This window comes from Thalassospira sp. CH_XMU1420-2, from assembly GCF_037029325.1.
GTDB lineage: Bacteria > Pseudomonadota > Alphaproteobacteria > Rhodospirillales > Thalassospiraceae > Thalassospira > Thalassospira povalilytica.
Window position 1 is genome coordinate 637,836 of sequence record NZ_JAYMEG010000002.1, and the last position, 12,943, is coordinate 650,778.

The window sequence follows — 12,943 nt, forward strand, 5'->3', positions numbered from 1 at the left end:
GTTGTCTGATCAGGCAACCACGCGGTTACGGCCGGCCTGCTTGGCTTCATAAAGTTTCTGATCGGCGCGCTTCAAAACGCCCCAGGGATCGGTCGCATCATCGTCGCGTTCGCAAACCCCGACCGAAATCGTCACGGAAACGGTTTTGTTCTTTTCAGGGACAGCAATTTTATTTTCAGCAATCCGTTTGCGCAACGCTTCGAGCGGCTCTGTAGCCTTTTGCGCGGTCCGGCCGGCAAACAGTACGGTGAATTCTTCGCCGCCATAACGGAACGCCTTGCCGCCCCCGCCAACACGTGACAATTCACGCGCCACCTTTTTCAGAACAATGTCGCCAACATCATGCCCATAGGTGTCGTTGAATTTCTTGAAGTGATCAACGTCAAGCATCGCAACCGTGTATTGATTGCCAAGTTCGGCCATGGCATGGCCAAGGGCGCGCCGCCCGGGCAGCCCCGTCAGATCATCGACAAATGCCATTCGCCAGGCCTCCTGGGCCAGCCCCGCCAACACCACCCCGGTGGCGGCAAGATATCCATACTGGATAATGCCCGCCCCCATGACAGTTGCGACATCAATGGCAATGATCGCCGCCGCAAAACTGGTTTCAAGCGGCTTGTGACGGATCAGCAACAACACCACCGCCACAAACGAGATAATCATGGCCGGGTGAGGCATTGCGTCAAGGAAACCGGCACTGACAAAAAACCGGGTATCAAGCAGATGATACAGTGCCGAGCCGACATCGGGCTGCCCGGCAAGCATCAGCATGACAAAAATCTGCAATCCCAGAACCAGCATCCGGGCGATGCCGCGCGGGTTCAAAACACCACGTTCCGCGGTAAAGCCAAGGATCAGCAGATTGATCGGGATCAGATACAGCGTCGCAATGCGTAAAAAGGCCAACCCGTCGGGCGAAAACCCCGCCCCGTTACCGACCAGAAGCCAATAACAGATCAGCAGCAATAGCATCACAAACACCGCGCGCCCGCGGTTGAACCACCACGCGATCGCACCGCCCAGAACCGCCAGCAAAAACGGACCATACCGGACAAGCCCGGCCAGTTCGTTCGGTACAAGGTTTGGCGAAATCGCCAGAACCAGACATGCCCCCATGATCAGGACAGGTGCCATACCGGCGGAAACAATGATGGAATAAGCGCGACGCATGGGTCGATTTTTACTACCTGCTGATGTGACCATCGGGAATGGCTGCAGTACGCCGCCCCCGGATATCGGCGGTAATCTAGCGGCTGAGCTGTTAAGGGGCTATTGCTTTATCGGGCTTATCTCCACTTTTTCTTATTAAACACCCGTCTGCGTCGAAAGCACAATGGAACGCACGCTTTTTAAGCTTGCCAGCCTTCGCATATGCACCATAAATTGAGATCAGGACTACCGCGACGCACAATGATCGCGGACCACATAACTGTCACGGCGGCCACGGTACGATCCCGAAAACGGGACGCAAAACACGCCAGCGACATTCACGGGATTGCTTGCCCGTGAAGTCCACTTGAAATGACAGGTTCTGGAGAGACGTTATCATGAGCTTCACAACACCGACCCCGGCGCCAGCACGCCTGAACAGATCGGAACTTGCCGTCCCCGGCAGCCGGATCGAGCTGTTTGAAAAGGCCGCCAAATCCAAAGCCGATGCCATTTTCCTTGATCTGGAAGACGCGGTAGCGCCCAGCGACAAGGAACAGGCCCGCAAAAACATTATCGCGGCAATCAACGACATTGACTGGGGTGACAAGGTTCTGTCGGTCCGGATCAACGGTCTTGATACACATTATATGTATCGTGACGTTGTTGATGTTCTTGAACAGGCCGGCGACCGGCTTGACCTGATCATGATCCCCAAGGTCGGGACCGCGTCCGACGTCTATGCCCTTGATATGCTGACAACCCAGATCGAAACGGCCAAAGGCCGCAAAAAACGGATCGGGTTTGAACTGATCATTGAAACCGCCCTTGGCATGCAGAACATTCACGAAATTGCCGCGGCCTCCCCGCGCAATGAAAGCCTGCATTTCGGGGTTGCCGATTACGCGGCCTCGACCAAGGCGATGACCACCGGCATTGGTGGCCCGAACCCGCATTATGGCGTTCTGACCGACAAGGATGGCGACAATCCGCGCGACTATCACTGGGGCGATATGTGGCATTATGCCATTGCGCGCATGGTCGTGGCCGCACGCGCCAATGGTCTGCGCCCGATTGATGGTCCGTTTGGTGACTTTTCCGATCCCGATGGCTATCGCGCCCAAGGTGCCCGCGCCATGGTGCTGGGCTGCGAAGGCAAATGGGCCATTCATCCAAGCCAGATCGGCCTCGCCAATGATGTCTATTCACCGTCCGAGGCCGAAGTGACCAAAGCCAAACGCATCCTCGAAGCCATGGCAAAAGCCCAGACTGAAGGATCCGGTGCTGTCGCCCTTGATGGCCGTTTGATCGATATCGCATCGATCAAACAGGCCGAAGTCATGGTCAAACAGGCCGAAGCCATTGCCGCGCGTGATGTGCGCTAAGCCAAAAGCCCGGCGACGTTAAAACGGTAAAAGGGGCGCAGATCACTGCGCCCCTTTTGGCTGTAAAACGCGAATTTTCAGGCGTTCCTAATCCGGGATCGCATCAAAGGTGATCTTGCCAATCGCCTTGCCGCTTTCAAGAAGCGCATGGGCCTTTTGCAGGCTTTCCGGTGTCAGCGGGCCAAAGCTTTCATTTGCGGTATTGGCAATCACACCGTCATCGACCAGCTGTGCGACAGTTGCCAGCAACTTATGCTGTTCAATCATGTCATCGGTCTGGAACATCGAGCGAGTGAACATGAATTCATAAGAGAAGCTGGCCGATTTTGCTTTCAGAAGGTCAACATTATGATTTTGCGTCGCTTCGGTGATGGTCACGATCCGGCCCTGTGGCGCGATCATGGATGCCATCACATCGAAATACTGATCCGTTTCCGACGTGCAGAAGATGTAATCGACATTCGCGATGCCAAGGGCAGCCAATTCTTCATCAAGCGGATTGCGATGATTGATGACATTGTCCGCGCCGAGTTTCTTGACCCAGGCAACAGTCTCGGGGCGCGATGCGGTCGTGATCACTTTCAAACCGGCAAGTTTTGCCAACTGGATCGCGATCGAGCCGACACCGCCTGCACCACCAATGATCAGGATGGTTTTTGCGCCATTGGTTGCCACCGCATCGCGATCAATCAGCAAACGGTCAAACATCGCTTCCCACGCGGTGATGGTGGTCAATGGCAAGGCCGCGGCCGCTGCGAAATCAAGTGATTTCGGTTTTGGGGCGACGATGCGTTCGTCCACCAGTTGCAACTGGGCATTCGATCCGGACCGGGTGACATCGCCCGCATACCAGACTTCATCGCCCGGACGGAACAGAGTCACATCTTCGCCGACCGCTTCGACAATACCGGCCGCGTCCCAACCCAAAACCCTGAACGCGCCGTCATCCTGTTTGCCTTTGCGAACTTTGAAATCAACCGGGTTAACCGCAACCCCCTTGACCCGCACAAGAATGTCATGACCGGTCGCGACCGATGCTTCGGTCTCAATTCGGGTGAACAGCCCGTCGGTATCGACTGGGGCGGATTTATAAACGCCAATGGCTTTCATCGTATGTCGTCCTTTTCTTCAAAGGTTTGATTTGTGAATGCCAAAGAGGTAGCGCATAATGACCAAAGTGATAAGTACGCACAATTTTTGCATATAGTGACAATTTGTATACTAATGCGGATTTATGCGGTTTTCGCCAACAGTATGCGCACTATTTCGCCCATGAAGGAGTTTCACGATGACCATCTGTCCGCCCAATCGCAGTCCCGGTTGCCCGGTCGAAGGCGCACTTGATGTCATTGGGGGCAAATGGAAAGGTGTTGTGATGTTCCATCTGCTTGATGGAACAAAACGGTTCAACGAATTGCGCCGCATGATGCCCGGCGTGACCCAGCGCATGCTGACCCGCCAACTCCGCGAGTTGGAGGCCGACGGTCTTGTCCATCGCGAAGTCTATGCCGAAGTTCCCCCGCGGGTCGAATACAGCCTGACGGCCAAGGGCGAAACGCTTCGCGACATTATCCTGGCCCTCAAGGCATGGGGTGAAACCCATGTGCCCTATTATGCAGTGTCAAAACAGGGACTTCCGGAAACACAGACCGCCTAGACCGAAAGACGCCGGGCCATTTTCCAGAATGTCGGGCGATCATATCCGTCGTGAATGCCCTCGCCCGCAATGTCAAATCCGCGGGCGCGAAAGAACGCAATATTGTCGCGCAGTTCCACACGAACATGCAGGCGCATCATCTCCTTGCCGTTCTTTGCCGCGAACGCACAGGCCGCCTCGACCAGCGCACGTCCGATGCCCCCGCCCTTGATCGCGGGGTCCACCGACAATTTATATAGGTACGCATCCTTGCCGATATCTTCGATCCAGACCTGTCCGACCACGGTGCCGTTTTGATCATGGGCCAGAATCAGGGTATCGCGGGCAAATCGCCACTGAAGTTCGGACACATTCACCGACTTTGCCGAGCTTGGCGGATCGACGATGCCATCCTGAAAGGCGAATGCCGCCAGAAGAATTTCCACAAGCCGATCAAACGGAACTTTTTCAGGTACTTGCGCGACTGTGATCTGGATACTGGACGTCATGGCAACCCGCGTGCAAAATGTCACTGGATGAAGTGCGAACCTTACGCCATAAACGGAAAATATGGATAGCTTATCGGTCAACTCTTGACGTAGCGGGTTGATCAACTATGTTCCGCCCCATTGTTTCCCAGTCGGATATGATGCCCTGATGCATAACTTCCTCGATTTTGAAAAACCGATCGCCGAACTTGAAGGCAAGATCGAAGAGCTCCGTCACCTGACGGGCAATGACGAAGTCAACATCGCAGACGAGGTTGCGCGCCTGCAGGACAAGCTGACCAAGTTGCTGCAAAGCACCTATGGCAAGCTGACCCCGTGGCAGAAGACGCAGGTCGCCCGCCACCCGGATCGTCCGCACTTTACCGACTATATCGCAAACCTGTTTGACGATTTCATCCCGCTTGCCGGCGACCGCCAGTTTGGCGAAGACGCTGCAATCATCGGCGGTTTTGGTCGTCTTCAGGGCCGTACCGTAATGGTGATCGGCCATGAAAAAGGCCGTGATACGGAAACCCGTGTGAAACACAATTTCGGTTCGGCCCGTCCGGAAGGGTACCGCAAGGCCATCCGTCTGATGCGTATGGCTGAACGTTTCAACATTCCGGTTGTGACCCTGGTTGATACGGCCGGCGCCTTCCCGGGTGCCGATGCCGAAGCACGCGGCCAGTCCGAAGCCATCGCGCGTTCGATCGAAGCCTGCCTTGATATCAAGGTTCCGCTGGTATCGGTCATCATCGGCGAAGGCGGTTCTGGTGGTGCGATTGCGCTTGCGGTTGCCAACACGGTGCTGATGCTTGAAAACTCGATCTATTCGGTGATTTCGCCAGAAGGCTGTGCCTCCATTCTGTGGCGTTCGGGCGACGAAGCCAAAACCGCTGCCGAGGCCCTTCGCCTTACCGCACAGGACCTTCATCAGCTTGGCGTGATCGACGATATCGTGCCCGAGCCGCTTGGCGGCGCACAGCGCAACGCCAAGGAAGCCTGCAAACGTGTGGGTGATGCCATCATCAAGGCCCTTGAAAGCATGGATGATGTCGAAGGCGGTGTTCTCAAGGCACGCCGTCGCGACAAGTTCCTTGAAATGGGCCGCAAAGGCCTGAACTGATTTTAAATTCAGGGCGCGATACTCGTGGTTTGACGTGTCGCGCCCTGTTTTGCTGATCTCCGGCGCAATGTGTCCGTCGGTTACATCCCGGCAAGAACAGGCGCCCATTTTCTCCCCTTTTCGGTGTCATCATACTCATCGAACGGAGCCTAGACCTGAATGGACGCTCTTCGCCGGATCGTAGAATCCAGTCGCTTTAAAAATTTCATCACCATCGTCATTGCTGTGAATGCCGTGATTCTGGGGTTTGAAACCTCTGAAACGGTCATGGCAAAGGCCGGAACGGTTTTGCATGTTCTCGACCAGATTGCCGTTGCGATCTTTGTCGTCGAACTGCTGATGAAACTTGCCGTTTATCGGCTGGCCTTTTTCAAGCGCGCCTGGAACGTCTTTGACTTCACCATTGTCGCGATTACGCTGCTTCCGGCCGGACAGGGCATTTCGGTATTGCGGGCATTGCGAATCCTGCGTGCGTTCCGCCTGATTTCGACCGTGCCCTCGATGCGCAAGGTGGTCGAAGCCCTGATGCGTGCCATTCCGGGCATGGTGTCGGTGCTGACATTGCTGTCGCTTGTTTTCTATGTTTCTGCGGTCATGGCAACCAAACTGTTCGGTCAGGGCTTCCCCGACTGGTTTGGCACAATCGGCGCGTCGCTTTATTCGCTGTTCCAGATCATGACGCTCGAAAGCTGGTCGATGGGGATCGTCCGTCCGGTCATGGAGTCTTACCCGCTGGCATGGCTGTTTTTCGTTCCTTTCATCCTTGTCACCACATTTGCGGTGCTCAACCTGTTCATCGCAATTGTGGTTGACGCAATGTCGACCCATGTCGATGTCGAAGAAAACAAAACCCGCGGCGAGATCGAATTTGATCATCAGGAAATCATGCAGGAACTCCGCGCGTTACGTCAGGAAATGAGCAAACTTTCCGCCGCCCAATCAGCGGCAAACACCGGCCCGAATTCCGATCAAAACAGATCATCCAACACCTAAAAGACAGGTGGTCAGAGCACCATCGACAAGAAAAATTCAAGCTTTGCTCATAAAAGGGGGTGGTTAAACGCCCCGAACCTCGTCTAATCTTTCGACAAAATATCGGGAGAACGGGGAATGAAGCTTACGTTTGCGGGGACGGGCTCAGCCTTTTGCATGGCAGCCGACAATTTTCAGAGCAACATGGTTCTGGAAACGACCCCGTCGGGTAACGCACAACCGCATCGCCTGTTGATTGACTGTGGTTCAGATGCGCGCCATTCGCTGCGCAACCTTGGCTACATGCCCAACGACTTTGATGCGGTCTATATCAGCCATCTGCATTCGGACCATATTGGTGGTCTGGAATGGATGGCGCTTGCCAATTATTTTGTGTTTGACGGACATCGCGCCACGCTGTTTGCGGTTCAGGAACTGCTGGAACCATTGTGGGAACATTCCCTGCGGGGCGGCCTTGAAACCAGCGACCATGGCAACAGCCAGCTGTCATCCTATTTCGATGTTGCCCCGCTCAGCATCAAGGACGGCTTTGACTGGCAGGGACTGCATCTTGATGTCATCCCCGCACCGCATATCGTGACCAATGAAACCACCATGTATTCCTATGCCCTGTTCGGGCACGGAAAAAAGCAGTCCTTTTTCCTGACGACAGATGCGATTTTCAATCCCGACGACCATATGTCGCTGTATCAAAAAGCAGATATCATTTTTCAGGATTGTGAACTTGGCCCCAGACATTCCGGCGTCCATGCCCATTACAAAGAACTGGTCACGTTGCCCGACGCGGTAAAAGCCAAGATGTGGCTTTATCACTATCAGGCCTATGACAAACCCGATGCGATTGCAGACGGATTTTGCGGTTTTATCGAGCCAGGACAAAGTTTCGATCTTGGCTGATCGGTATCCTTGCGCATAATCTGCACTGCACCCAATAAAAACGAGCGACAGGAACAAAAAGTTCCAATGCAACAGACGGGACGTGCGAATGCCCAAATCGGTCTTTGCCTATATCTGGCGCCATAGTCGCCTTCAGCAGATCATCCTGACCGTGGTGACGCTGCTTTCATTTCCCTTCCTGTATTATTCGCTCGACCTGCCAAAGCAAATCGTCAACGAAGCCATCGGTGGTGCCGGCGCGCCCTATGATATTCTTGGCGTGCCGCTGAACCAGATTGAATATCTGTTTGCGCTGTCGGCAATTTTCTTGTCGCTTGTGTTTGTGAATGGCGGGTTCAAATATTTCATCAACGTCTATCAGGGCGTGATGGCAGAACGCATGCTCAGACGAATGCGCTATGAGCTGTTTGACCGTGTCCTGCGTTTTCCCCTGCCGCATTTTCGCAAAACCAGTCAGGGTGAAATCGTTTCAATGATCACCGCCGAGGCCGAACCGCTCGGCGGCTTCTTTGGCGAGGCATTCGCCCTTCCGCTTTATCAGGGCGGCATCCTGATCACGATTTCAGCCTTTATCTTTATCCAGGACCCGCTGATGGGTCTTGCGGCGGTCGCCTTTTATCCGTTGCAGGGATATCTGATCCCCAAATTGCAGCGCCGGGTGAACCTGCTTGGCAAGCAGCGCGTGCAAAACGTGCGACGCATGTCCGAGCATATCGGCGAAACCGTTGGTGGTGCGACCGATATTCGCGCCCATGAAACCCAAGGGTTTGAACTTACCCATTTCACCCAGCGTCTGGGCCGGATTTTTGAAATCCGCAAGGAAATCTATTACCGCAAATTCTTTATCAAGTTTCTCAACAACTTCATTGCCCAGATCACGCCGTTCTTTTTCTATTCGATTGGCGGTTATCTGGTTATTACCGGTGATCTCAGCTTCGGGGCGCTGGTCGCGGCCCTTGCCGCCTATAAGGACATGTCAGCACCGTGGAAAGAATTGCTGGCCTATTACCAGCGTCTGGCGGATGCGCATATCAAATATGAACAGCTGCATGAACAGTTCGAACTGCCGGATCTTGCGCCCGAACATCAGCTTAGTGCGCCTTTGTCGCCTTCGCTTTCCGGCCCGCTTGATGTCAGTGCCCTGTCATGGATCGACGAAGACGGCACCCGCGTTGTTGAAAATGTTTCCTTTAACATGGCGCTTCCGGGCAATGCCCTTCTGACCGGATCCTCCGACAGCGGCAAGTCCCAGCTTGCCCGTCTTTTGGCGCGCATTCTTGATCCGACCAGCGGACGCATCCAGTTCAATGATCTTGATGCAACCGCGTTGCCACCCGCGGTCATCGGCCAGCGTCTGGCCTATGTCGGGGCGGATGCCTATCTGTTTAATGGCAGCATCGCCGATAACCTGTTTTACGGATTGAAGCACCGCCCGGTCATCATTGATCAGGATGCGGAAAACGATAATCCGGACCCTGAAAAATCCGACGCCAAAAACGCGCTTGCCCGCACCAAACAGGACGGAAAGCATCAAACAGACGATCCTAAATATCCGCTTCCGAAATTCGTCGAGACCATCGAACTGTCAGATCCGGCCGATCTGCCCTGGAAGCTGACCCGCGAGATGTATGACGAAATCAGGATGTCGGGCAACATCCCCTATGATCCGTCTGCCGAATGGATTGATTATATCGGGCCGGGCTATCAGTCGCTTGATGAATTGCGCAGCGAACTTTTGCGCCTGCTTGAAGTTGTGGGTCTGGATCGGGACATCTACCGGATCGGCCTGTCGCGCCGGATCAATGCCGAAGAACGCCCTGACCTTGTCGAGGCCATCCTTGATGTCCGCCCGCGCCTGAAGGCGATCCTTGAAGAACGGCAATTGTCCGATCTTGTCGAACCCTATGACATCGAAAAATACAATGATAACGCCCCGGTCGGCGTGAACCTGATGTTCGGGTCGCCATCGCGTACCGATTTCAAGCGTTATGAATTCCTGTCTCATCCTTACATTCAGGAAAGCCTGCGGGAAAACGGACTCTATGACAAAATGGTCAAGATGGGTCGTGAAACACTTGATCTGATGATCGAACTGTTTACCGGCCTGCCGCCCGGGCATGAATTTTTCGATCGTTACAGCTTTGTCTCGGCCGATGAGATTGCCGATGTCAAAAACATCCTGAAACGCACAGACGGCGTTGCTGTCGATGACATGCGCGAAGAAGACCAGCTTCGTCTGCTTGACGTTGCTATGCAACTGACCCCGGCCCGCCATCGTTTGCGGGTGATTGATGATGATTTCCGTGACCTGATTCTCAAGGCGCGTCCGAAAATTCGCGCCAACCTGCCAAAAGAATTGTCACAACATATCGACTTCTTCGAAGCAGACGGTTACGCCCCGGCTGCCCCGATCATTGACAACCTTCTGTTTGGTCGCTTTGCCTATGGCCGAGCGCACTCAGAAGAACGCGTTGGCGAAGTCCTGTTCGAAATCGCCCATGAAGGCCGCCTGTATGAAGGGCTGGTTGCACTCGGTCTTGAAAGTCAGGTCGGTGTCGGCGGCAGTCGTATGTCACAGAACCTGCGTCAGAAAATCGCCCTTGTCCGCGCCCTGATCAAAAATCCCGATCTTCTGGTTGTCGACGAAGGATTGTCGGCACTTGACCGTGAAACCCGTGAAAGCGTCATCAATTATCTGACCGGGGAAAACGACAATACCAGTCTGGTCTGGGTTGATGGCGATGATCAGGACAATGACAAGTTCGATACATTGCTGCATATGTCGAACGGCAAACTGGTCAAACGCCGCAGCCATACCGACGATGACAGCAGCGACACCACCGAAACCGAAGACGATGCCGCCATTCTTGCCGATGGCAATATCGAACAGGAAGTCCGGCTGCTGCGCACCATTCCGCTGTTTGCCGGTCTTGACCCCAGTGTCGTCAAGCTGCTGGCCTTTACCAGTCCGCGCCTGACCTTCAAACATGGCGAGGTCCTTGTCAAACAGGGTGACCCGGGCGATGCGGCCTTTATCGTGATTTCCGGTCGCGGTGAAATCTGGCTGACCACCGAGGAACAACAAACCCTGAAACTGCGCGACGTCCATCCCAAGGAAGTCATCGGCGAAATCGCCCTTCTGGTCGATGCACCGCGTTCGGCAACCATCCGTGCTGTCGAGGACATGACGGTTCTCAAACTCGATAAAACGGAATTCCTTGGCCTTGTCCGACAGGACCAGGCCGTCGCGGTACAGCTGATCCGTGTCCTTGCAGACAGACTGGATCAAACCACCAAACAACTCAGCAGCCGGACAAGCGACTAAATGTGCCCTGAATTGTTGAAATAGCCGATCGTGAACAAAGTTGCTTCCATATTGCTTGCTGCGGTGATGGCCATTGTCATGCTTGGCGGGTTTATGGCCCTGCTGGGCGGCAGCATCGTCGGGGCGCTGGTTTTCGTCCTTGGCATTCCCTTTGCCTTTCCGATGTCGACCAGTGTGGTTGTTCTGTTCTTTTTGGTGATTATCATCCGTGCCGTGATCGAAAAACGCCGTCAGAAACGCGAAATGCAGAAATATCTGACATCGCCTGACGACTGAAAACCGGGCGCTTTGCGCCCGCGCAGAAAAAACATCCGGATTTGACCATGGCGGACCAAAAAAAACGCATCATTTGGGTCCGAGTTCGGAAACCTCCTCTGAGAAACTGCTGATAGCTTCCTTGCAGTTCAACAAACAGGCTCGACCGGAAGTGTCGGCTGGTTCTCAAGGAGGTCAAAATGACGGCACAGTCAAAAGAACAGCGTTGTGTGTCGTTAAGCCAGCTTGCCGATTTGCGGCTGCTGCGCGAACACGCCTATATCGATGGACGCTGGTGCTCGGCCGATAATCTTCAGGTTATCGAAGTCACCAACCCGTTCGACGGAAGTTTTATCGGCACAGTCCCGAATATGGGAATCTTTGAAACCCGCAAGGCCATTGCCGCGGCCCGCGCGGCCTTTCCGGCATGGGCCGGGTTGCTGCCCCAGGAACGTGCGTCGGCACTGCGCCGCTGGCATGATCTTCTGATCGAGAACAAGGAAGATCTGGCTTTGCTGATGACCCTTGAACAGGGCAAGCCGATCAACGAAGCGCGTGGCGAAATCGATTACGCGGCAAGCTTTGTCGAATTTTATGCCGAAGAAGCCAAACGCGTGAATGTTGAAAACATCACGTCCCACCTTCCCGGCCGCAATATGAGCGTAAAGCGCGAACCGATCGGCGTTACCGCAGCCGTCACACCATGGAACTTCCCGTGCGCAATGATCACGCGCAAGGCCGCTGCTGCCTTGGCAGCCGGTTGCACCATGATCGTCCGCCCGGCAACCGAAACGCCGTTTTCCGCCACTGCCCTTGCCGAACTGGCCGAACGGGCCGGTATCCCGGCGGGCGTGTTCAATATCGTTACCGGTGATCCCAACCCGGTGGTGGGTGAGCTGTGCGGAAATCCGCTGGTGCGGGCATTGTCCTTTACCGGTTCGACCGAAGTTGGACGTTTGTTGCTGTCACAAGGGGCTCAGACCATCAAGAAAATGTCGATGGAACTTGGCGGTCATGCTCCGTTCATCGTGTTTGATGATGTTGATGTCGACGAGGCCGTGGCACATGCAATCAATGCCAAATTCGCCACCAGCGGACAGGATTGCCTTGCAGCCAACCGCATCTTTGTCCAGCGCGGCATTTACGATGCGTTCCTTGACAAATATGCCAAGGCGATTGCCGCCCTTCGGGTTGGAAACGGCATCGAGGAACATGTCGAAATCGGACCTTTGATGCATGATCGCGCTATTGCCAAATGCGAACAACATGTGGCGGATGCTCGCGCCAAAGGTGCGCGCGTTCTGACCGGCGGCAAAAAGATGGGTGGCTTGTTCTATGCCCCGACACTTCTGGCCGATGTCACAAGCGATATGCAAATCTATCGCGAAGAAACATTTGGCCCGGTCGCACCGGTCATGGCCTTTGACCATGAAGATGATGTCGTCCAACAGGCCAATGACAGCGAATATGGTCTGGCCGCCTATCTGCTGACCAATGATCATGACCGTGCAGCACGGGTTTCCAATGCCCTGGAATACGGCATGGTCGCGCTTAACTGCGTCAAGATCACCGGCGCCCCCATTCCGTTTGGCGGGGTCAAACAGTCAGGCCTGGGTCGCGAGGGATCGCGTCACGGTCTCGAAGAATTCACCGAACTCAAATATGTCTGCGCCGCCTACAAGGCCTGAT

General features: G+C 54.6%; 11 protein-coding genes. 8 read left to right on the plus strand and 3 right to left on the minus strand.

Annotated elements, in window-relative coordinates:
• Positions 1-9: 9 nt before the first annotated feature.
• The gene (locus WA429_RS07635; protein WP_068516919.1) at positions 10-1,170 is read right to left on the minus strand and encodes a GGDEF domain-containing protein; all 1,161 of its coding nucleotides are present in this window, start codon (positions 1,168-1,170) and stop codon (positions 10-12) included.
• A 377-nt stretch (positions 1,171-1,547) separates the two neighbouring features.
• Here WA429_RS07635 and WA429_RS07640 point away from each other — a divergent pair, with 377 nt between their 5' ends.
• Positions 1,548-2,534, plus strand: a complete 987-nt coding sequence (locus WA429_RS07640; protein WP_114113008.1) for an HpcH/HpaI aldolase/citrate lyase family protein — start codon at positions 1,548-1,550, stop codon at positions 2,532-2,534.
• A gap of 87 nt (positions 2,535-2,621) precedes the next feature.
• Here WA429_RS07640 and WA429_RS07645 read toward each other — a convergent pair whose 3' ends face one another.
• Positions 2,622-3,644, minus strand: a complete 1,023-nt coding sequence (locus WA429_RS07645; protein ID WP_287465496.1) for a zinc-binding alcohol dehydrogenase family protein — start codon at positions 3,642-3,644, stop codon at positions 2,622-2,624.
• 178 nt (positions 3,645-3,822) lie between these two features.
• Between WA429_RS07645 and WA429_RS07650 the strand changes: the two genes are divergently transcribed.
• Positions 3,823-4,191 (plus strand): winged helix-turn-helix transcriptional regulator, encoded by a 369-nt coding sequence (locus WA429_RS07650; RefSeq protein ID WP_068516922.1) that lies wholly within the window; start codon positions 3,823-3,825, stop codon positions 4,189-4,191.
• On the opposite strand, the gene WA429_RS07655 is transcribed toward WA429_RS07650, so the two are convergent.
• Positions 4,188-4,679, minus strand: coding sequence for a GNAT family N-acetyltransferase (locus WA429_RS07655; RefSeq protein ID WP_287465495.1), 492 nt, complete (start codon positions 4,677-4,679; stop codon positions 4,188-4,190). The two genes, WA429_RS07650 and WA429_RS07655, sit on opposite strands and share 4 nt — an antisense overlap.
• A 148-nt stretch (positions 4,680-4,827) precedes the next feature.
• On the opposite strand from WA429_RS07655, the gene WA429_RS07660 reads away from it, so the two are divergent.
• From WA429_RS07660 to WA429_RS07685, 6 genes are all read left to right on the plus strand, one after another.
• Positions 4,828-5,784 carry an acetyl-CoA carboxylase carboxyltransferase subunit alpha gene (locus tag WA429_RS07660; RefSeq protein WP_287465493.1) on the plus strand — a complete coding sequence of 319 codons (957 nt, stop codon included), beginning with the start codon at positions 4,828-4,830 and terminating at the stop codon, positions 5,782-5,784.
• Positions 5,785-5,943: 159 nt separating this feature from the next.
• Positions 5,944-6,777, plus strand: a complete 834-nt coding sequence (locus WA429_RS07665) for an ion transporter (RefSeq protein ID WP_287465492.1) — start codon at positions 5,944-5,946, stop codon at positions 6,775-6,777.
• A gap of 117 nt (positions 6,778-6,894) precedes the next feature.
• Positions 6,895-7,674: an MBL fold metallo-hydrolase gene (locus WA429_RS07670; RefSeq protein ID WP_068516925.1), complete on the plus strand. Its 780-nt coding sequence runs from the start codon at positions 6,895-6,897 to the stop codon at positions 7,672-7,674.
• An 88-nt stretch (positions 7,675-7,762) separates the two neighbouring features.
• The gene (locus WA429_RS07675) at positions 7,763-10,999 is read left to right on the plus strand and encodes an ABC transporter transmembrane domain-containing protein (protein WP_287465490.1); all 3,237 of its coding nucleotides are present in this window, start codon (positions 7,763-7,765) and stop codon (positions 10,997-10,999) included.
• 30 nt (positions 11,000-11,029) lie between these two features.
• Positions 11,030-11,275 (plus strand): hypothetical protein, encoded by a 246-nt coding sequence (locus WA429_RS07680; protein ID WP_287465489.1) that lies wholly within the window; start codon positions 11,030-11,032, stop codon positions 11,273-11,275.
• 179 nt (positions 11,276-11,454) lie between these two features.
• Positions 11,455-12,942, plus strand: coding sequence for an NAD-dependent succinate-semialdehyde dehydrogenase (locus WA429_RS07685; protein WP_287465488.1), 1,488 nt, complete (start codon positions 11,455-11,457; stop codon positions 12,940-12,942).
• Position 12,943: the final 1 nt, after the last annotated feature.